A 20,028-nucleotide genomic window follows, 5' to 3' on the forward strand; every position below is an offset into this window, starting at 1 on the left:
TGATCCGGGGCCTCGCGTCTGTGGCGGGCCAGGAGGTCCCGGGGCGAGCCCGGGACGGGGGTGTCGGGGGCGGGACCGGTCGTGCGTCGCGGTCGGGCGGGAGTTGCATTGGGTGGCTCAGCGATGTCGAAATGTCACCTCGCGCCCCGGACCTGATCCGGGGCCTCGCGTCTGTGGCGGGCCAGGAGGTCCCGGGGCGGGCCTGGGACGGGGGTGTCGGCGGCGGGGCCGGCCGTGTGTCGCGGTCCGGCGAAGGTTGCATCGGCTGGCTCAGCCCTTTCACGATAAAGGGCATCAGGCGCCGTAGGCGTTACTGTCGTGTTTTTCGACGATCTCGGCAAAGCGGCGGGCGAAACGCTCGTCGGCTTTGGCCTTGGCCTCGAGCACGTCGCGGGCAAAGACCATGTGATCCTCATGCGCCTCGAGCATGTCGGCCATCTTCTGGTTGGTCGCGGTGCCGATGGCGGCCATCGCGGTCTGGGCCTCCTGATCGGTCTTGACCCCGATCTCGTTGATCCGGTGTGCCACGTCCTGCTGCTGCGCGGTCTTCAGAGATTTGGTCAGGGCGTCATAGAGCACCACCCGCTGGCGGGTGTCGGTCTGAAGCTTGTTGATCAGCACCATCTGCGTCGCCGCCTGGTTTTGCAGGCTGTCGACCCAGCTCTTGCCCTTTTCGATGTAGCGCTCCAGCGTCTGGCTCTTGGCCAGCTTGACCTGTTCCTGCTGCACCCGTTCATTGTAGGCCTTGTTCAGATCGGCGAGCTCGGTTTCGAGCCGGGTGCGGGCGCTGGCATCCTGTTCGACGGCGATCTTGTTTTCCAACGCGATGATCTCGGGGTCCATGGCGAGGATCTCCGCCTTGGTGGCCTCGAGCTCGCCGACGGTAAACTCGCGTTCGTCCAGCGTCTCGGTGAGATTGCTCTCCACCCGGTCCTTCTGGTCGTTGAGCACCGCAAGCTGGCTTTCCAGCAGCTTGGTGATGATGTCGGACTTGGAAATCAGGTCTTGCAGCTTGTCATCGATATTTGCGGTCTTCATCCGCTCCTGCCGCAGGGCGTCGGACCGGTCCTTGGAGAAGAAACCGACAAAGCTCTCCCAGCCGGTCTTGGACCGCATCTCGTCGAAATCGCGGGAAAAGGCGGCGGTGACATCGTCAAGCCCCATGATCAGCTCGGCGATATTGGCGTTCATCACCTCGGTATGGGCATGCACATCCTCGAGCGTGGCGTTTTCCACGTCGATTGCGGCCTCAGTGCCCTGTTTCATCTTTTCCCGCGCGGTCTCGATCCGGCTGGTGATCTCGGAGATTTTGGATTGGGCCTCGGCCACCTGGGCCTGGCTTTCGCGCAACTGCGTGTCGAAATTGGACATGAGTGGCTTCCTGTTGCGAATGTATCTGGTGAATATAGGTAATGTTATGCGTATTTACATCGGGGCGATGCGCTGGCCTTGGGGAAAGTCTGGCAAATGTTCCCCCTGTTGGGAAGGTCTGAAATTCCTGCCCCGCCGCTGGCTCGGGCTACCTGTCCAGCAGCGACATCGCCCCGGTCGCCAGGGCCAGCAGCGCCCGGCGGTGGCGGCCCAGCGGGAAGCGGCGCGGTGCTGTGGCAAAGGCGGCCGGGTAGGGCGCGTCGGGCTGTTTGTCGCGGACCAGGTCGGCGAGCAGACGGCCGGCATAGCTGCCCATGGCGACGCCATTGCCGTGAAAGGCGAGGCCGGCGAATGCGCCGGGCATCTCGGGGATGGGGCCGACAAAGGGTGTGCAACTGCGTGCGAGGCAGACGAGACCCGACCAGAAGTGCGGCCGCTCCACCTGCGCCCAGGCCGGGAACATGGCGTCGAAATCGGCCTCGATCTTGCGGCGGAACCGGGCATTGGCGCGGGGCGTCGCAAAGGTGCCGCCGCGCATGCCGAAGAGAAAGCGGTTGTCCGGCAGCAGGCGGAAGTAATGCAGCAGTCTGCGGGTGTCATAGGCCATCTGCCGCGAGGTCCAGCCCTGGGCGGCCAGTTCGGCCTCAGTCAGCGGGCGGGTGGCGAGGATGTTGGATTGCAGCGGCATGTAGCGGGCGCGCAACCAGCCGGGGATGTCGTCGCTGGAATAGCCGTTGGTGGCGAGGATCAGCCGTTTCGCTTTCAGCGCACCCTTGGGCGTGGTCAGGGTAAAGCCGTCGCCCTGGGTGATGGCGGTGACCGGGCTGGCGTCATGCAGCCTGGCGCCGGCCGCCTCGGCTGCGCCGGCGAGGCCGTTGACATATTTGCGCGGGTTGAGCGCGAAGCCCAGCGGGATCGTCATCCCGCCATGGAACGGACCGGTGATCCCAAGGCCAGCGAGATCGGCGGGTTCGTGCAGGACGGGCGTGACGCCATAGGCCTCGGCGACATGCGGCAGCTCGCGGCGTAGCGCGGCCATGTGGCGCGGGGTGTGGGCGAGCAGGGTCTCGCCCTCGGAATGGGTTTCGGCGTCGATGCCGTGGCGCGCCAGACGCTCGGCCACCAGCGCCACGGCGGCTTTTTCGGCGGCACGGTAAATCGCCGGGGCCTCGGGTCCGAAACGGCGCGCGAGCTGCGGATTGTAGATCATGCCGCCGCCGAGACAGCAGAAGCCGCCATTGCGCCCCGAAGCGCCCCAGCCGATGTGGCGCGCCTCGAGCAGCGTAACCTCACTGCCGGCCTCCGCCAGGTGCAGCGCCGCCGAGAGCCCGGTAAAACCGCCGCCGATCACCGCGACCTCGGTGCTTTGCGGCCCGTCAAAGGCCGCGCGCGCCGGGGTCGCATCGGCAGTCCACAGGCATCCCGACAGCGGCGCGTCGGAATAGGCGTGGTCCTCGTAGAGCCGTTGCATCAGGCGCGGACGGCGGCCTGGGCCTCGGCCTGCTGCCGGATGCTGGCGCGTTTCGACACCAGCGAGGCGGTGATCACGCCCAAGGTCACGATGCCGATCATGATCGTCGACAGCGCGTTGATCTCGGGGCTGACGCCCAAGCGCACAGCGGAGAAGATCTTGATCGGCAGGGTGGTGGCCGAGGGTCCGGCGGTGAAGGACGCGATCACCAGGTCGTCGAGCGACAGGGTGAAGGCCAGAAGCCAGCCCGAAATCACCGCCGGGGCGATGATCGGCAGGGTGACCAGCCGGAACGCCTCGAACGGCGTGCAGCCGAGGTCCAAGGCGGCTTCTTCCAGCGAACGGTCGAAGCTGACCAGCCGCGACGAGACCACGACCGAGACGTAGCACATGGAGAACGTCGTATGCGCGAGGATGATGGTCAGGATGCCCCGGTCGAGCCCGATGCCGATGAACAGCAGCAGCAGCGACAGCCCGGTGATCACCTCTGGCATCACCAGCGGTGCGTAGATCATGCCGGAAAACAGCGTGCGGCCATGAAACCGCCCGGCGCGCACCAGCACATAGGCCGCCATGGTGCCCAACACCGTCGCGATGGTGGAGGAGACGACGGCGACGCGGATGGTGACCCAGGCCGCGTCGAGAAAGGCCTCGTTCTGCAACAGCTCGGCGTACCAGCGGGTCGAGAACCCGGCCCAGACGGTGACCAGCTTGGAGGCGTTGAAGCTGTAGATCACCAGGATGATCATCGGCAGGTAGAGAAAGGCGAACCCCAGCGTCAGCGACACGGCGTTGAAGGCGGAAAAGCGTTTCATCCCTCGGCCTCCCGTTGCTTCTGCTCGTTGCGCTGGAACAGCACGATGGGCACGATCAGGATCAACAGCAGGATCACCGCCACGGCCGAGGCAACCGGCCAGTCGCGGTTGTTGAAGAACTCTTCGAACAGCACCTTGCCGATCATCAGCGTGCCCGATCCGCCCAGCAGCGAGGGGATGACGAATTCGCCCACCACCGGGATGAAAACCAGGAAACAGCCGGCGATGATGCCCTGTTTCGAAAGCGGCACGGTGACCAGCCAGAAAGCTTGCAGCCGCGAGCAGCCGAGGTCTTCGGCGGCTTCGAGCAGGCTGTCATCCATCTTTTCCAGCGCCGAATAGATCGGCAGGATCATGAAGGGCAGATAGGTGTAGACCACGCCGATATAGACGGCCGTGTTGGTGTTGAGGATGGTCAGCGGCTCCGAGATCAGGCCGATCTGGATCAGCAGGCTGTTGAGCAGGCCTTCGTTCGACAGGATCCCCATCCAAGCGTAGACCCGGATCAGGAACGAGGTCCAGAACGGCAGGATCACCAGCATCAGAAGAGTCGGCCTCCATTCCGGCGCGGCGCGGGCCATGGCATAGGCGATGGGGTAGCCCGCGATCAGGGTCAGGATCGTCGAGATGAAGGCGATGCGGACGCTGGAGAGATAGGCTTTCCAGTAGAGGTCATCCTGGGTGAGCCAGGTGAAATTCTCCATGTCGAGCTGCGACAGGAAGGCCTTGAAGCCGGCCCAGCCCTCGGAAAGATCGAGTGTGGGCGTGTAAGGCGGGATGGCGATGGCGGTGTCCGACAGCGAGATCTTGAGAACGATCAGGAACGGCACGAGAAAGAGCGCCAGCAGCCAGAGGTAGGGAATGGCGATCAGGGTCAGGCGGCGCATGCGGGGGCCTCCTTGGGGAAATGGGTAACGGCGCCAGACCGCTCGAGGTTCGCAGGGCCACCCTGGCTCCAGGCCGCGAAGCCCGCCCGAGGTCGGGCAGCGCGCAGGCGCGCCTTTTGGCGGGTGTCGAGCGCCGTGCGGGCCTGCGGCCCGCCGTCTTGAGAGCTTCGCGCGGGGTGAAGGCGCGCCGTCTGGCCGGTCTCCTGCCCCATCCCCTACTCCTCCAGCATCACGGCGGCGGTGTCGGTCCAGCTCAGCCAGACGTCGTCTTCCCAGGTCAGGGCGCGGCGTGACAACCGGCGGGTGTTGGCGGTCTGGGCCTTGATGATGCGTTCGCCCGGCACCCGGACATGATAGGTGGAGAGATTGCCGAGATAGGCGATGTCATGCACCGTGCCACGCACCTTGTTGCGGGTCTCGGGCTCTTCGGTGCCGATCGATATCTTTTCCGGCCGGATTGCAAGGTGACAGCTCTGGCCGTCGGAAAATCCGCGTGTCGTCTGGGCATGCAGCGGCGGCTGGCTTTCGGCCCAGGCGATGTCATAGCCATCGCCTTGCGGCGTGGCCACGCCGTTGATGATGTTCACTTCGCCAATGAAATCCGCCACATAGACTGAATTCGGCTGTTCGTAGATCTCCGAGGGCGTCGCCACCTGCACGATCCGGCCCTCGTCCATCACCGCCACGCGGGAGGCCACTGTCATCGCTTCTTCCTGGTCGTGGGTGACGATCACGAAGGTGGTGCCGGTCTTTTCCTGGATGTCGACCAGCTCGAACTGGGTCTGCTGGCGCAGCTTGGCATCGAGCGCGCCCAGCGGCTCGTCGAGCAGCAGCAGCTTGGGCGCCTTGGCCAGCGACCGCGCCAGCGCCACGCGCTGCCTCTGGCCGCCGGAAATCTGGTGCGGTTTGCGCTGGGCGAAGCGTTCCAGCCGGGTCAGCCGCAGCATCTCGGCGACGCGGGCCTCGATCTCGTCCTTGGGTTTGCCCTCGCGTTTCAGGCCAAAGGCGATGTTGTCGAACACCGTCAGATGTGGAAACAGCGCGTAAGACTGGAACATCATGTTGACCGCGCGCTTGTTCGGCGGCACCCGCGACATGTCTTGCCCGGCGATGAGGATCTGGCCTTCGCTTGGCGTCTCGAACCCGGCCAGCATCCGCATCATCGTTGTCTTGCCACAGCCCGAGGGACCGAGCAGGGCAAAGAATTCGCGGGCGTAGATGTCCTGGGTCAGATTGTCGATTGCGGTGAAATCGCCAAACCGCTTGGTCACGCCCTTGAACTGGATCAATGGCTTTTCGTTCGGATCGGTCCAGGGGGCAAAGACGGGTTCGGCCATGATATCTCCTGCTCGCAGAAAAAAGGCCCGCGCCTTGCCAGGCGCGGGCCGCTTCGTCAGGCTCAGGTGCCGGACTTGATCTTGGTCCAGAGACGGGTGACCACGCGCTGTACCTTCGGCGGGTACGGTGTGGTGGTATAGGTGTTGTCCATCGCCGCCGGCGTCGGATAGATCGCCGGATCGGTGATCACGTCCTCGGCCAGAAACTCCTGCGCGGCAAGGTTGCCGTTGGCGTAGTAGACGTAGTTCGACGCCGCCGCCATGTTCTGGGCATCCATAATGAAGTTCAGGAACGTGTGGGCGCCCTCGGGGTTCGGCGCATCGACCGGAATGGCCATCATGTCGAACCACATCTGCGCCCCTTCATTGGGTGCGAAATAGCCGATCTCGACGCCGTTGTCGGCCTCGGCCGCGCGGTCGCGTGCCTGAAGCACGTCGCCCGACCAGCCGACCGCGACGCAGATGTCGCCATTGGCCAGCGCATTGATGTATTCCGAGGAATGGAACTTCTGGATAAAGGGCCGGACCGGTTCATAGACCGCTTCCGCCTTGGCGATCACCTCGGGGTCATGGCTGTCGGGATCCTCGCCGATGTAGTTCAGCGCCGCCGGGATCATCTCGGCCGGAGCGTCGAGGAAATGCACGCCGCACTCGGCCAGCTTTTCCATGTTCTCCGCCTTGAATACCAGATCCCAGCTGTCGACCGGGGCATCCTCGCCCAGCACTTCGCGCACCTTGCCGAGGTTCACCCCAAGCCCGGTGGTGCCCCACATGTAGTTGATCGCATGGGCGTTTTCGGGGTCGTATTTCGCGGTACGATCCGAGATCACATCCCACATGTTGTCGAGATTGGAGAGCTTCGACTTGTCGAGCGGCTGAAAGGCGCCGGCCGCGATCTGCCGTTGCAGGAAGGTGCCGGTGGGCACCACAACGTCATAACCCGAGCCGCCGGCCAGCATCTTGGTCTCGAGCACCTCGTTGCTGTCGAAGACGTCATAGACCAGCTCGAGCCCGGTCTCCTGTTCGAATTTCTCCAGCAGGGCCTCGTCGATGTAATCCGACCAGTTGTAGACCCGGACCTCTTCCGCCGCCGCCATCGAGGCGCCAAGCGCCAGCGCCGCGGTGCAGAGCATGAGTGCATTCTTCATATTTGACTCCCGTTGGGTTCTGGCGGTCATTTTGCTTGCCACCTTCCCTTGATTTGATCAAATTATGCCGTATCAGGCAATATGGAAATGCTGCATCGGGCGCGGTAAAGTCGCAAGACCCCATAAGATGGTGATAAATTGAGCGCATGAACCAGATCGACACCCAGCCAGACAAGCCCGGGCTGCCGGCGCATGAACGGGTTTACCGGCAATTGCGGGCGCTGCTGCTGTTTGGCGAAATGCCGCCCGGCGCCCCGATCACCATCCAGGGGCTGACCGCCCGGCTCGACGCCGGCATGACGCCGGTGCGCGAGGCGATCCGCCGGCTGACCGCCGAGGGCGCCCTGACCTTTCAGGGCAACCGCCGGGTCTGTGTGCCGCGGCTCGATGCCGGAGCGTTGAGCGAGCTGATCCACGCCCGGGTGGCGATCGAGCCGGAGCTGGCGCGACGCGCCTGCGGCTTTGCGACGGCAGAGGATATCGCCGACCTGCGCGCCATCGACGACCGGCTCGACGCCGCCATCGACAGCGGCGACGTGCGCGGCTATCTCGAGGAAAACTACCGCTTTCACGCCGGCCTGAACGCCCTGGCCGGGGCACCGATCCTGCTCGATCTGGCCGAGGGGCTCTGGCTGCGTTTTGGCCCCTCGCTGCGGGTGGTCTGTGGCCGCTACGGCACCCAGAGCCTGCCCGATCAGCACAAGGCGATTCTCGCCGCGCTGGCGGCCGGTGATACCGAAGCCGTTGCCCGCGCGATGGAGGATGACGTACGTCAGGGCATGGAACATATCCAGCAATCGGTGGAATGACGCGTCGGCGGCGCTCGATTCGATTGACAGCGGATAATTTGATCATATTCTCTCCGCAAACCATGGCGCGCGAGGAGTGAGCCCGATGAACATGATCACCAATCACCTTCCGACCGAAGAGCTTCAGGCGCTGGACGCCGCCCATCACATGCACCCGTTTACCGAGGGCGAGGGGCTGGCGGAAAAGGGCGCGCGGGTCATCACGCGCGCCAACGGGGTCTGGATCACCGACAGCGACGGGCAGGAGATCCTCGACGGCATGGCCGGGCTCTGGTGCGTGGCCATCGGCTATGGCCGGGACGAGCTGGCCGAGGTGGCGGCGCGGCAGATGCGCGAGCTGCCGTTCTACAACACCTTCTTTCAGACCACCCATGTGCCCGCCATCGCGCTGGCGAGAAAGCTGGCCGAACTGGCGCCGGATGATCTCAACCATGTGTTCTTTGCCGGCTCCGGCTCCGAAGCGAATGACACCAACATCCGCATGGTGCGCCACTACTGGGCGATGAAGGGCCAGCCGGAACGCAACATCATCCTGTCGCGCAAGAATGCCTATCATGGCTCCTCCATGGGCTCCGGCTCGCTGGGCGGCATGGCGGGCATGCATGCCCAGGGCGGTCTGCCGATCCCCGACATCCACCACATCAACCAGCCCAACTGGTGGGCCGAGGGCGGCGACAGCGATCCGGCCGACTTCGGCCTCGCCCGCGCGCGCGAGCTGGAAGCGGCGATCAAGGAGCATGGGCCCGAGCGCGTGGCGGCCTTTATCGGCGAGCCGGTGCAGGGCGCCGGCGGGGTGATCGTGCCGCCCGAGACCTACTGGCCGGAAATCCAGCGTATCTGCGACCACTACGGCATCCTGCTGATCGCCGACGAGGTGATCTGCGGCTTTGGCCGCACCGGCAACTGGTTCGGGTCGCAGACCATGGGCATCCGGCCGCATATCATGACCGTGGCCAAGGGACTCAGCTCGGGTTATGCGCCGATCGGCGCCTCGATCGTCTGTGACGAGGTCGCCCAGACCATTGCCAAGGACGAATTCAACCACGGCTACACCTATTCCGGCCATCCCGTCGCCGCCGCGGTGGCGCTGGAGAACCTGCGCATTCTCGAAGAGGAAAAGGTGGTTGAGCATGTGCGCGATGTGGCGGGGCCATATCTGAAAGAAAAATGGCAGGCGCTGGAAGATCACCCGCTGGTCGGTGAAGCCCGGATCGTCGGGTTGATGGGGTCGATCGCGCTGACGCCCGACAAGGCCAGCCGTGCGGGGTTTGCCGGCGAAGCGGGGACGGTGGGTTATATCTGCCGCGAACGCTGTTTCGCCAACAACCTGGTGATGCGCCATGTTGGCGACCGGATGATCATCGCCCCGCCGCTGGTGATCACCCGCGACGAGATCGACATCCTGATCGACCGCGCCCGCAAGTCGCTCGACGAGACCTATGAGAAAATCCGCAAGGACGGGCTCTGGGCGGCGGCGTGACCGGGCCAGACTTTGACTTTGCACCGGTCCTGACCGGCGAGACGCTGCACCTGCGGCCCTTGCGGGCGGAGGACCGGGACGGGCTCTACCGCGCGGCCCGCGATCCGCTGATCTGGGCCGGGCATCCGGCCAGGACGCGGCATGAGCGGGCGGCCTTCGACCCCTATTTCGATTTTCTTCGCACTGCGGGCGGCACGCTGGCGGTGACCGACCGGCGCAACGGGGCGATCATCGGCGCCTCGCGATTTTACGAGGTGGCCGAACGCCCCGGCACCATGGCCATCGGCTTTACTTTCCTGACCCGCGCCCATTGGGGCGGGGCGGCCAATCGCGAGATGAAGGCGCTGATGTTTGCTCATGTGTTCCGCTGGTTTGATGCGGTCTGGCTCGACATCGGCGTCGACAACCTGCGTTCGCAACGCGCCGCCGAGAAGATCGGCGCCCGGCGCATGGGCGCGGCGCGGTTGAGCATCGGTGCCCAGCCCGCGGACTACCTCTGCTATCGCATGCGCCGACAGGATTGGCCGGGCTGAGGCGGCCGCCATCCGGGCGCCGGGATTCGCGCGGCTTGGGGTAAACTCCGGGTGCGGCTCTGATTCGAGCCGCGCATTTCAAAAAGGAGATTAGCCGTGCGACACGTCGTATCTGCCATGTTTCTTGCAAGTCTGGCCGGTCTGGCCGGTGCCGAGGGCCATATGGACCGCGGAGAATACCTTGTCACCACCGTGATGGCCTGCGGCAATTGCCACACGCCGATGGGCCCGCAGGGCCCGATTGCCGATCAGGCGCTGGCCGGGCGCCTGGTGGAAAAGAACCCGATGTTCACCGCCATCGCGCCCAATATCACCCCGGCGGGCCGGGTGTCGGACTGGTCCGACGAGGCCCTCGCCCGGGCGATCCGCGAAGGCCTGCGGCCGGATGGCACGGTGATCGGACCGCCGATGCCGATGCTGCTCTATCGTCATATTTCCGACGATGACCTGGCGGCTGTCGTGGCCTATCTGCGCCGGGTTCCTGCGGTCGAGGCCGACCCCGGGACCTCGGAATACAACATGCCGCTGCCGCCGGCCTACGGCCCGCCGATCGACAGCGTCAGCGCGCCGGCCGCCGCGGTGAACGCGGAGTACGGCGAATATGTCGCGCAGCTGGCCCATTGCATGGAATGCCACAGCCCGATGACGCCGCAAGGCCCCGATCTGGGCGCGAACATGGGGCGTGGCGGCTTTGAGTTTCACGGGCCCTGGGGCACCTCGGTCTCGGCCAATCTGACCCACCACGACGACGGGCTGGTGGGCTATTCCGATGCCGAGATCAAGACCATGATCACCCAAGGCGTGCGGCCCGATGGCGAGCGGATGATGCCGCCGATGCCCTATGGCCAGTTCGCCGGCATGACGGATCAGGATCTCGATGCCCTCGTCGTCTATCTGCGTGCACTCCCGGGCCAGCCCGACCTCTGAGCGGTGGCGCGCGCGGCCCAGGCGGCGCGCGCCCCTGCACCCTTTCGGCGGCGAGGGGCCAGCCCCTCGCGCTCCCCGCGGTATTTGCAGCAAGAGGAAGGGGCGGCGGGGCGCCTCAGACCAGCCGGTCGAGCATGTCGAGGCAGGCCTGCATCTGGGCGACGGTGATGTATTCGTTCGCCATATGCGCCTGTTCGATCGAGCCCGGACCGCAGACGATGACATCGGCGCCGAGGCTCTGGAACAGACCCGCTTCGGTGCCGAAGGCGACCAGATCGGTGCCGTTGGCGCCGGTGAGCCGGGCCACCAGATCGCGGGCGGCGTTGAGCTCCATCGGTTCCAGGCCGGGGATTTCGCCGATGGTCTCGACGGTGATGTCGGCCTCGGGGTCGACGGCCTGCATCGCCGGTTTCAGCACGGCATCGACATAGCGCGTCATCTCGGCCTTGACGAAATCGGCGTCGCCCCAATGCACCGGGCGCATGTCCCATTCCACTTCGGCCAGGGCGGCGATGACGTTGTGGGCATGGCCGCCGTGGATGCCGCCGATGTTGATCGTGCTCCAGGGCGGGTCGAAGCGGCTCAGGGCCGGGGTGCGCGCCTTGAGTTCTTCGCGCAGCTCCAGCAGCCGCATGGCGTAGCGGGCGGCATATTCGGCGGCGTTGACCCCTCGGTCCGGCGCCGAGCCGTGGCCCTCGAGGCCGCGAAAGCGGGCGGTGTATTCGCAACAGCCCTTGTGGCCTTCGATGATGCGCATCGAGGTCGGTTCGCCGACAATGGCCATGTCGGGGCGGATTTCCATTTCCCGCAGCGAGGTGACCAGCGCCTGGCCGCCGAGACAGCCGACCTCTTCGTCATAGGTAAAGGCGAAATGCACCGGGCGGGTCAGCGGGCGCCGGGCATATTCCTCGGCCATCACCATGGCGCAGGCGATAAAGCCCTTCATGTCGCAGGTGCCGCGGCCGAAAAGCGCGCCTTCCTTTTCGACCATCTCGAAGGGGTCGCTGTCCCAGGGCTGTTCGACCACCGGCACCACGTCGGTATGGCCCGAAAGCATCAGCCCGCCGTCGCCCTCGGGGCCCAGCGTGGCAAAGAGATTGGCCTTGCCACCGCTGTCGTCCCCCAGCACCCGCACCCGGGCGCCGACATGTTCCAGCCGGTTGGCCAGGTGGTCGATCAGCGCCAGGTTGCTGTCGGCCGAGACGGTGGGAAAGGCGATCAGCTCGCCCAGCAATTCGGTACTTGATCTGAGGTGGCTCATTTCACCACCACGTCGCGCGGGCGGTTGCAGAGCGGTTCGGCCGGGCCGTCGGGGGTGATCAGGATCGATTCGGTGATCTCCAGCCCCCAATCCTCCATCCAGAGGCCGGGCATGAAATGGAAGGTCATGCCCGGCTCCAGCACGGTCTCGTCCTCGGCGCGGAGCGAGATCGTGCGTTCGCCCCAGTCGGGCGGATAGGACAGGCCGATGGGATAGCCGCAGCGGGCGGCGCGCTTGATGTCGGATTTGCCCAGTTCGTCGGCCAGCGCCTCGGCCACGTCACAGGCGCGGTTGCCGGCGCGGGCCATGTCGATCCCGGCCTCGAGCCCGCGCAGGAGCGCCTCTTCGGCGCGTTTGAGGAAATCCGGCGGCGTGCCGAGAAAGATCGTGCGGCAGAGCGGCGCGTGGTAGCGGCGGTAGCAGCCCGAGATCTCGAAGAAGGTGGCCTCGCCGCCGGCGAAGGGCCGGCCGTTCCAGGTCAGATGCGGCGCGGCGGCGTCGGGGCCGGAGGGCAGCAGCGGCACGATCGCCGGGTAGTCGCCCCAATGCCCCTCGGCCCCGGTCACCGCATCGGCCATGGCGGCGGCCACCACCTCGTTCTTGGGCACGCCGAGGGCGGTGCGCTCCATCAGCCCGTCGATGATCTTTTCGCTGATCCGCGCGGCGCGGCGCATGAAGGTCAGCTCTTCGTCGGATTTCACCGCCCGGCACCAGTTGACCAGCGCCGTGGCATCGGCAAATGCGCATTGCGGCAGGGCCGAGAGCAGCTCGGCATGGGCCTTGGCGGAATAGTAGTAGTTCTCCATCTCCACCCCGATGCAGGCGGCCGACAGTTCGAGATCGCCAAAACGCACCGCGAGATCCTGCATCGGGTGCATCTCGGTCGATTGCACGAAGTGATCGGCATAGCCCATCACCCGGTCGTCGGCCATCCAGACGGTGCGCAGGGCGCCATTGGCATCCTGCGCCCGGCCCCACCAGATCGGATCGGCATCGGGCAACACGATCACCGCCTGATGCACGTAAAACGACCAGCCGTCATAGGCGGTGAGCCAGGCCATGTTCGACGGATCGGTGACCAGCAGCGCATCGAGCTCGCGTTCGGCCATGGCAGCGCGCACCTTGGTCAACCGGCGGGCATATTCCGCCTGAGTGAACGGGATGTCCTTGGCAAAGCGGTGGTCTGACATGGCACTTCCTTCCTACTAACTGTGTACGGACCTTGGCCTGCAAGCCGCGTTGGCTGCGTGCCGGAAAACGACATTTCACCTCGCTTTTGGGCGCAATACATTCTTGGTCGCCTGTGTGAGTCGAGCCGGTTCCGTGCCGGATTCCGAAGCGTATGCCACAAGATTGAGCGGACTAATGTCCAGTGAAATCCTGACAGTGCAGGAAAAATTCCCCGAACTGTGCAAATTCGAGTTCGCTTTGCCTTATACGTGCCTGATATTCAGTCAATTGTCCCGCGATGGCGGGAACGTCCCCTAAAGTGTCGCAACTCAGTTGCAGTCGGGGGGATTGCGCGTTTTACTCTGTTACAAAGGGATCAACCCTTGCAAAATAACAGGGAGCCAATTTTGGCAGACGCTTCAGCGAACGGCGCATTCGTCGAATTCGAACGGGTGCAGAAAAGCTATGATGGCGAAACGCTCGTCGTCAAAGATCTCAACCTCTCGATGCCGAAAGGCGAGTTTCTGACCATGCTCGGGCCGTCGGGCTCCGGCAAGACCACCTGCCTGATGATGCTGGCCGGGTTCGAGACCGCCACCCATGGCGACATCCGCCTCGATGGCACCTCGATCAACAACATTCCGCCGCACAAGCGCGGCATCGGCATGGTGTTTCAGAACTACGCGCTGTTTCCGCATATGACGATCGCCGAGAACCTCGCCTTTCCGCTCGAGGTGCGCAAGATCGGCAAGGCCAAGCGCGAGGAAAAGGTCAAACGCGCGCTCGACATGGTCGAGATGGGCGATTTCGGTGGCCGCCGTCCGGCGCAATTGTCCGGCGGGCAGCAGCAGCGGGTCGCTCTGGCCCGCGCGCTGGTGTTCGAGCCCGAACTGGTGCTGATGGACGAACCGCTGGGCGCGCTCGACAAGCAGCTGCGTGAAAAGATGCAGTTCGAGATCACCGATCTGGCGCACCGGCTGGGGATCACCACGGTCTATGTCACCCACGACCAGACCGAGGCGCTGACCATGTCGGACCGGGTCGCGGTGTTCGACGACGGCCGCATCCAGCAGCTGGCGCCGCCGGATCAGCTTTATGAAGAGCCGGAAAACAGCTTCGTGGCCCAGTTTATCGGCGAGAACAACACGCTGGAAGGCACGATCAAGGAAATCAAGGGCGGCCTGGCGCTGGTGCAGCTCGACGATGGCGGGCTGATCGACTGCAAGCCGATCAACGTCAGCGAGATCGGGCAACGCACCCGGGTCTCGATCCGGCCGGAGCGGGTGGAGTTCAACCCCGCGCGGTTGAGCGACGATGCCCATACGCTCAAGGCCGAGGTGCTCGAGTTCATCTACATGGGCGACATCTTCCGCACGCGGCTGCGGGTGGCGGGCAACAACGATTTCATCGTCAAGACGCGCAATGCGCCCGGCCAGGTGCGGCTCAAACCCGGCGAGCAGGTCGAGATCGGCTGGTTGCCCGAGGATTGCCGCGCGCTCGACGCCGCCTGACGAATACATCGCGCAGACCGGCAACGGCGCTGCGCTTCAGGGATGCGGTCCGGCTTGGCGTCACCCGTCGCGTACCGGCCCGCACAGTACAGCAACGGGTGAATCAGGGAGCTATAAATGAAACGTACCAAATTACTTCTGGCCACTTCCGTTCTGACGGCTGTCGGCGGCATCAGTTTCGCCGCCTCGCACAGCGAGATGGAAGCCTGTGAGGACTGCGCCAACGACATGACGCTGGTCAGCTGGGGCGGCGCCTATCAGGCCTCGCAAACCAAGGCCTACGCCGAACCCTACATGGAAATGTTCCCCGAGGTCTCCGTGGCCTGGGACGAAAGCTCGGCCGAGGCCGTGGCCAAGCTGCGCGCCATGAACGAAGCGGGCAACGTGACCTGGGATCTCGTCGACGTGGTGGCCTCGGACGCCATCCGTCTCTGCGACGAAGGCCTGGCGATGGAAATCGACCCGGACGAAGACCTGGCCGCCGCGCCTGACGGCACCTCGGCCGAGGACGATTTCGGCGATCTGCTGGTGTCGGATTGCTTCATTCCGCAGATCGTCTATTCGACCACCTTCGGTTATCGCACCGACCTGGTGCCGGATGGTGTCGAACCGCCCTCCGACATCTGCTCGGTCTTCGACTTGGAAACCTATCCGGGCAAGCGGTCGCTCGAGAAACGCCCGATCAACAACATGGAATGGGCGCTGCTCTGTGACGGCGTGGCCAAAGAAGACGTCTACGACGTTCTGGAAACCGACGAAGGCCAGGAACAGGCGCTGGCCAAGCTCGACACCATCAAGGATCAGGTTGTCTGGTGGTCCGCCGGTGCCGACACGCCGCAGCTTCTCGCCGATGGCGAGGTCTTCATGGGCTCGACCTACAACGGCCGTCTGTTCAGCGTGATCGAAGAGCAGGATCAGCCGGTTGCGATGATGTGGGACGCGCAGGTCTTTGACCTCGACGGCTGGATCATCCCCGAGGGTCTGCCCGAAGACCGCCTGAACCGCGTCAAGCACTTCGTCAAATTCGCCACCGACACCCAGCGTCTGGCGGATCAGGCCAAGTACATCTCTTATGGCCCGGCGCGTGAAAGCTCGGCGCCGCTGGTCGGCCAGCATGCCGAACTGGGCATCGAGATGGGTCCGCACATGCCGACCGATCCGGCGAACGCCACCAACACCTTCCTCTACAACTACGAATGGTGGGCGGATTACCGCGACGACATCGACGCCAAATTCCAGGCGTGGCTGGCGCAATAAGCGCCCCGTCTGAACACCAAGCGGAAGGGCCGGATGCGGCCCTTCCGCCCCGACAGAAACGCGCGACCGCCACAGGCTGGGCTCGCGGCAGAGGGAAAGACAGATGAGCGATCTCAAGAGCACCGGTCCCCAGACCATGGATGCGCCGACGCCGGAAGACGCGTTGCACGAAGCCAAGGCGCTGAACGCCGAGGATCACCGCGACGCCAGCGGGCGATTGGTGACGGCGGACGGCCGATCGCTGAAATCCTCGCTGAACCGGGCGCTGCGGTTGCAGAAGGCGCGCGCCATGATGCTGATCGCGCCGCTTTTGATCTTCGTTCTGGTCACCTTCATCGCGCCGATCGCCTCGATGCTGTTCCGCTCGGTCGAAAACGAGATCGTTGCCAACACCCTGCCACTGACCACCGACCGGCTGGAAAGCTGGGATGCCACTCAGGGCGAGCTGCCGCCGGAAGCGGTGTTTCAGGACCTGTTTTTCGATCTGTTCCTCGCCGCCGAGGCCAAGGAACACACCAAGCTCGGCACCCGGTTGAACTATGAAAGCACCGGCGTCTCGTCGCTGTTCCGGCAATCCGGCCGGCGGCTCGACGACATTGGCGAGGCTTACCAAGACCCGCTCGAAGACCTCAACGAAGCCTGGAAAGAGGGCGCCGTCTGGTTCGAGCTGATGTCGGGCCAAGGCCAGACCTCTGACGGCGTCGTCACCAACCAGATCGACCGTTTCAACAAGCTGACCTCTTCGAACCTGCGGGGCGACATCGGCTTTGCCCCCTCCGAAGAGATCGCGGCGCTGCTGCCGAAAACCACCCGCGCCTATACTGCATGGGCGGTGTTCACCGTATTCGAAGACGAGGATGTGGTGGCCGCCGAAGACCCCTAGGAAGCGGTCTATGCCGCCCTGGCGCTCGACCTTCAGAGCCCCGGCGCGGCCGACAGGATCGCGGCCTATGACGGCCCGCAGGCCGAACTCCTGCAAGAGGCTGCCGCCAACCTCGAGATTCTGCCGGAAGCCGATTTCACCGCCGCCTTCCTCGACATCGACGAGGACTGGGGCGACATTAACCGCTGGGAGACCTTCCAAGTCTACAGCCCGAAATACACGGACGGCTATTTCCTGAATTCAGTCGACCTGCAAAAGACGCCCGACGGCTTCGAGGCCCGGCCCGAAAACGAACGGATCTACATCACCCTGTTCCAGCGCACGATCTTCATGTCGCTGGTGATTACCGGCTCCTGCATCCTGCTGGGCTATCCGGTGGCCTGGATCCTGGCCAACCTGCCGACGCGCACCGCCAACCTGCTGATGATCCTGGTGCTGCTGCCGTTCTGGACCTCGCTTCTGGTGCGGACCTCGGCCTGGAAGGTGATGCTGCAACAGCAGGGGGTGATCAACGACGTGCTGGTCTGGCTCGGACTGGTCGGCGACGGATCGCGGCTGGTGATGATCAACAACCAGTTCGGCACTATCGTGGCGATGACCCACATTCTGCTGCCGTTCATGATCCTGCCGATGTATTCGGTGATGCAGACCATTCAGCCGTCTTATCTACGCGCCGCCAAATCACTGGGCGCGACCAACTGGACAGCCTTCTGGCGGGTATATTTCCCGCAATCGGTGCCGGGCATCGGCGCCGGGTCGATCCTCGTCTTCATCCTGTCGATCGGCTATTACATCACGCCCGAAATCGTCGGCGGCACCAAGGGTGTCTTCATCTCGAACCGAATTGCCTATCACATCTCGTCCTCGCTCAACTGGGGCCTTGCGGCGGCGCTGGGCACGATCCTCTTTGTGGTCGTCCTGGTCCTCTACTGGGCCTATGACAAGATTGTCGGCATCGACAACGTGAAGCTGGGGTAAGCGACATGGCAGCACTGACACCGATCGAACCCAAGCCGTTTTCCTTTGTCGGGCCCGTCATGGCCGGCGTCGGCGGCTTCATGGGCCTGCTGGTGGGCATCGCCAACGACGCCGGGCTGATTGGCCTGATCGTCGGCGCGGCGCTTCTGGCCGGGGTGGCTTTTGTCTTCACCCAGATGTGGCGGCAGGAAAAACCGGCGAAATGGATCCTGATTGCCGGCTTCGGCCTTGGCGGGTTCCTGATGGGCGGGGTTTCGGCGGCCATCATGGGGCTGCTGTTTGGCTGGTTCGTCGGCTGGTTCCTGTTCTGGATCGCCGAAGGCCGCTACCGCGCCAAGCTGGTGCCCTATCTCACTGCGGGGCAGGTGCTCTGGCATTATGCCTTCCGGGTGATCTGCGGCGCGATCTTCATCTTTCTGATCACGCCGATCATCGTGGTCATGCCGCTGAGCTTCAACGCCGAGGATTTCTTTACCTTCACGCCCGAAATGCTGCGGTTGGACCCAGAGGGTTATTCGCTGAAACACTACCGCGATTTCCTGACCAACTCGGAATGGACCGGCGCGGTGTGGAACTCGGTCAAGATCGCACCGGTGGCGACGCTGATCTCGGTCTCCCTGGGCACGCTGGCGGCAATCGGGCTGAGCCAGAGCCACGTGCCGGGCAAGCGGACGATCATGGCGATCCTGATCTCGCCGATGATCGTGCCGCTGATCATCTCGGCCACGGGCATGTATTTCTTCTATTCCTCGATCGGCATCCAGGGCACCTATTGGGGCATCGTGCTGGCCCACGCCGTGCTGGGCATTCCCTTCGTCATCATCACCGTGACCGCCACATTGGTCAGCTTCGACAATTCGCTGACCCGGGCGGCGGCCAACATGGGGGCCGATCCGGTGACCACGTTTTTCCGGGTGCAGATGCCGCTGATCCTGCCCGGCGTGATCTCGGGCGGGCTGTTTGCCTTCATCACCTCCTTCGACGAGGTGGTGGTGGTGATCTTCCTCGGGTCGGCTGAGTGGCAGACCCTGCCGTGGCAGATGTTCACCGGGCTGCGCGAGCAGATCTCGCCGACCATCCTGGCGGCCGCGACGATCCTCGTGGCGATCTCCATCGGGTTGCTGTCGACGGTGGAAATCCTACGGCGCCGGTCCGAGCGGCTTCGGGGCATGTCGCCGTCGTAAGAAGGGTGCAGGGCGGGTTCTTGACCCGCCTTGGCGCAAGCGGCGGGTTGGAAACCCAGCCTGCGGAGCGGAGGACCTGTCCTGCCCGGGAGAGGGCCGGGCAGCCACCGACTCTGGCTCTTGCAACCCGTGGCGTGACCGGTCATTCTCCGCCAGCCTTTCACGTCTCGGAGCCGCCTCATGTCATTTTCTCTCGCCACCTGGAACATCAATTCCGTCCGCCTGCGGGCGGGGCTGGTGGAGCGGCTCCTGACCGAAGAGGCGCCGGATGTGCTCTGCCTTCAGGAATGCAAGAGCCCGGTCGAGAAGATCCCCGTGGCGCAGTTCCAGGCGCTGGGCTACCGCCATGTCGTGGCGCGCGGCCAGAAGGGCTATAACGGCGTCGCCATCCTGTCGAAACTGCCGATCGAGGATGTGGGCGACAAGGATTTCGCCGCCCTGGGCCACGCCCGCCATGTGGCGGCCAGGCTGGAAAACGGCGTTACCATCCACAACTTCTATGTCCCCGCCGGCGGCGACAAGCCCGACCGCGAGATCAACGAGAAATTCGGCCAGAAACTCGACTATCTGACCGAGATGCGCGACTGGTTCCGCGCCGAGCCCCCGGAAAAGGCAATTCTGGTGGGCGATCTCAACATCGCCCCGCGTGAGGATGACGTCTGGGACCACAAGAAGCTTCTGAAAGTGGTGTCGCATACGCCGATCGAGGTCGAGCATCTGGGCGAGACCCAGGATGCTGGCGGCTGGGTCGACATCACCCGCAAGGACATTCCCGAAGGCAATCTCTACAGTTGGTGGTCCTATCGTTCGCCCGACTGGGACAACGCCGACAAGGGCCGCAGGCTCGATCACGTCTGGGCCACGCCCGATATCGCCAGCGCCGGCCATTCCAGCCGCATCCTGCGGCCGGTGCGCGGCTGGCAGCAGCCATCGGACCATGCGCCGGTCTTCGCCAGCTTCGATCTCTGACCACGCGCCGGAACTTCGCCCCGCCCTGGGCGGGGGA

At 64.5% G+C, this 20,028-nt stretch carries 16 protein-coding genes and 1 pseudogene; 9 read left to right on the top strand and 8 right to left on the bottom strand.

The window, feature by feature from the left end:
* Window positions 1-294: 294 nt before the first annotated feature.
* From PVW49_RS21275 to PVW49_RS21300, 6 genes are all read right to left on the bottom strand, one after another.
* Window positions 295-1,371: a hypothetical protein gene (locus tag PVW49_RS21275; RefSeq protein WP_074836017.1), complete on the bottom strand. Its 1,077-nt coding sequence runs from the start codon at window positions 1,369-1,371 to the stop codon at window positions 295-297.
* 148 nt (window positions 1,372-1,519) lie between these two features.
* Window positions 1,520-2,842, bottom strand: coding sequence for an NAD(P)/FAD-dependent oxidoreductase (locus tag PVW49_RS21280; RefSeq protein WP_274591532.1), 1,323 nt, complete (start codon window positions 2,840-2,842; stop codon window positions 1,520-1,522).
* Entirely contained in the window at window positions 2,842-3,657 is an 816-nt protein-coding gene (locus tag PVW49_RS21285) for an ABC transporter permease (RefSeq protein ID WP_048533298.1), read from the bottom strand. The genes PVW49_RS21280 and PVW49_RS21285 overlap by 1 nt, the downstream gene beginning before the upstream one ends.
* A complete protein-coding gene (locus tag PVW49_RS21290; protein ID WP_048533297.1) occupies window positions 3,654-4,544 on the bottom strand; it encodes an ABC transporter permease subunit in 891 nt (296 codons plus the stop codon). The genes PVW49_RS21285 and PVW49_RS21290 overlap by 4 nt, the downstream gene beginning before the upstream one ends.
* Before the next feature lie 215 nt (window positions 4,545-4,759).
* On the bottom strand, window positions 4,760-5,881 hold the full coding sequence (locus PVW49_RS21295; RefSeq protein ID WP_048533295.1) for an ABC transporter ATP-binding protein: 1,122 nt from the start codon (window positions 5,879-5,881) through the stop codon (window positions 4,760-4,762).
* A gap of 62 nt (window positions 5,882-5,943) precedes the next feature.
* Window positions 5,944-7,029 (bottom strand): polyamine ABC transporter substrate-binding protein, encoded by a 1,086-nt coding sequence (locus PVW49_RS21300; protein ID WP_048533294.1) that lies wholly within the window; start codon window positions 7,027-7,029, stop codon window positions 5,944-5,946.
* A gap of 146 nt (window positions 7,030-7,175) precedes the next feature.
* Here PVW49_RS21300 and PVW49_RS21305 point away from each other — a divergent pair, with 146 nt between their 5' ends.
* From PVW49_RS21305 to PVW49_RS21320, 4 genes are all read left to right on the top strand, one after another.
* Window positions 7,176-7,838 (top strand): GntR family transcriptional regulator, encoded by a 663-nt coding sequence (locus tag PVW49_RS21305; RefSeq protein ID WP_274591533.1) that lies wholly within the window; start codon window positions 7,176-7,178, stop codon window positions 7,836-7,838.
* 85 nt (window positions 7,839-7,923) lie between these two features.
* The gene (locus tag PVW49_RS21310) at window positions 7,924-9,318 is read left to right on the top strand and encodes an aspartate aminotransferase family protein (protein WP_274565310.1); all 1,395 of its coding nucleotides are present in this window, start codon (window positions 7,924-7,926) and stop codon (window positions 9,316-9,318) included.
* Window positions 9,315-9,851 (top strand): GNAT family N-acetyltransferase, encoded by a 537-nt coding sequence (locus PVW49_RS21315; RefSeq protein ID WP_274565311.1) that lies wholly within the window; start codon window positions 9,315-9,317, stop codon window positions 9,849-9,851. The genes PVW49_RS21310 and PVW49_RS21315 overlap by 4 nt, the downstream gene beginning before the upstream one ends.
* Window positions 9,852-9,947: 96 nt before the next feature.
* Complete coding sequence (locus PVW49_RS21320; protein ID WP_274565312.1) at window positions 9,948-10,778, top strand: c-type cytochrome; 831 nt, start codon at window positions 9,948-9,950, stop codon at window positions 10,776-10,778.
* A 115-nt stretch (window positions 10,779-10,893) separates the two neighbouring features.
* Here PVW49_RS21320 and argE read toward each other — a convergent pair whose 3' ends face one another.
* Window positions 10,894-12,039 (bottom strand): acetylornithine deacetylase, encoded by a 1,146-nt coding sequence (gene argE, locus PVW49_RS21325; RefSeq protein WP_048533290.1) that lies wholly within the window; start codon window positions 12,037-12,039, stop codon window positions 10,894-10,896.
* Window positions 12,036-13,229, bottom strand: coding sequence for a M24 family metallopeptidase (locus PVW49_RS21330; RefSeq protein WP_048533289.1), 1,194 nt, complete (start codon window positions 13,227-13,229; stop codon window positions 12,036-12,038). The genes argE and PVW49_RS21330 overlap by 4 nt, the downstream gene beginning before the upstream one ends.
* 387 nt (window positions 13,230-13,616) lie before the next feature.
* On the opposite strand from PVW49_RS21330, the gene PVW49_RS21335 reads away from it, so the two are divergent.
* The 5 genes and pseudogenes from PVW49_RS21335 (at window position 13,617) to PVW49_RS21355 (ending at window position 19,991) form a co-directional block, all read left to right on the top strand.
* Complete coding sequence (locus PVW49_RS21335; RefSeq protein WP_048533288.1) at window positions 13,617-14,720, top strand: ABC transporter ATP-binding protein; 1,104 nt, start codon at window positions 13,617-13,619, stop codon at window positions 14,718-14,720.
* Window positions 14,721-14,837: 117 nt separating this feature from the next.
* Window positions 14,838-15,977 carry an extracellular solute-binding protein gene (locus tag PVW49_RS21340; RefSeq protein ID WP_048533287.1) on the top strand — a complete coding sequence of 380 codons (1,140 nt, stop codon included), beginning with the start codon at window positions 14,838-14,840 and terminating at the stop codon, window positions 15,975-15,977.
* A 103-nt stretch (window positions 15,978-16,080) separates the two neighbouring features.
* A pseudogene (locus tag PVW49_RS21345) lies at window positions 16,081-17,838 on the top strand (ABC transporter permease).
* A gap of 5 nt (window positions 17,839-17,843) precedes the next feature.
* Window positions 17,844-19,022, top strand: a complete 1,179-nt coding sequence (locus PVW49_RS21350) for an ABC transporter permease (protein WP_074836007.1) — start codon at window positions 17,844-17,846, stop codon at window positions 19,020-19,022.
* Between the two features lie 180 nt (window positions 19,023-19,202).
* Window positions 19,203-19,991 (top strand): exodeoxyribonuclease III, encoded by a 789-nt coding sequence (locus PVW49_RS21355; RefSeq protein WP_274591534.1) that lies wholly within the window; start codon window positions 19,203-19,205, stop codon window positions 19,989-19,991.
* The last annotated feature ends 37 nt before the right edge of the window (window positions 19,992-20,028 follow it).

The sequence above is a fragment of the Marinovum sp. PR37 genome (assembly GCF_028807375.1).
GTDB lineage: Bacteria > Pseudomonadota > Alphaproteobacteria > Rhodobacterales > Rhodobacteraceae > Marinovum > Marinovum algicola.

Excerpts from the sequence above, each read along its gene's own strand:
- PVW49_RS21280 (WP_274591532.1), bottom strand. The coding sequence starts at position 2,842 with ATGCAACGGCTCTACGAGGACCACGCCTATTCCGACGCGCCGCTGTCG.
- PVW49_RS21275 (WP_074836017.1), bottom strand. The coding sequence starts at position 1,371 with ATGTCCAATTTCGACACGCAGTTGCGCGAAAGCCAGGCCCAGGTGGCC.
- PVW49_RS21330 (WP_048533289.1), bottom strand. The coding sequence starts at position 13,229 with ATGTCAGACCACCGCTTTGCCAAGGACATCCCGTTCACTCAGGCGGAA.
- PVW49_RS21350 (WP_074836007.1), top strand. The coding sequence starts at position 17,844 with ATGGCAGCACTGACACCGATCGAACCCAAGCCGTTTTCCTTTGTCGGG.
- PVW49_RS21305 (WP_274591533.1), top strand. The coding sequence starts at position 7,176 with ATGAACCAGATCGACACCCAGCCAGACAAGCCCGGGCTGCCGGCGCAT.
- argE (WP_048533290.1), bottom strand. The coding sequence starts at position 12,039 with ATGAGCCACCTCAGATCAAGTACCGAATTGCTGGGCGAGCTGATCGCC.
- PVW49_RS21295 (WP_048533295.1), bottom strand. The coding sequence starts at position 5,881 with ATGGCCGAACCCGTCTTTGCCCCCTGGACCGATCCGAACGAAAAGCCA.
- PVW49_RS21340 (WP_048533287.1), top strand. The coding sequence starts at position 14,838 with ATGAAACGTACCAAATTACTTCTGGCCACTTCCGTTCTGACGGCTGTC.
- PVW49_RS21310 (WP_274565310.1), top strand. The coding sequence starts at position 7,924 with ATGAACATGATCACCAATCACCTTCCGACCGAAGAGCTTCAGGCGCTG.
- PVW49_RS21290 (WP_048533297.1), bottom strand. The coding sequence starts at position 4,544 with ATGCGCCGCCTGACCCTGATCGCCATTCCCTACCTCTGGCTGCTGGCG.
- PVW49_RS21285 (WP_048533298.1), bottom strand. The coding sequence starts at position 3,657 with ATGAAACGCTTTTCCGCCTTCAACGCCGTGTCGCTGACGCTGGGGTTC.
- PVW49_RS21300 (WP_048533294.1), bottom strand. The coding sequence starts at position 7,029 with ATGAAGAATGCACTCATGCTCTGCACCGCGGCGCTGGCGCTTGGCGCC.
- PVW49_RS21355 (WP_274591534.1), top strand. The coding sequence starts at position 19,203 with ATGTCATTTTCTCTCGCCACCTGGAACATCAATTCCGTCCGCCTGCGG.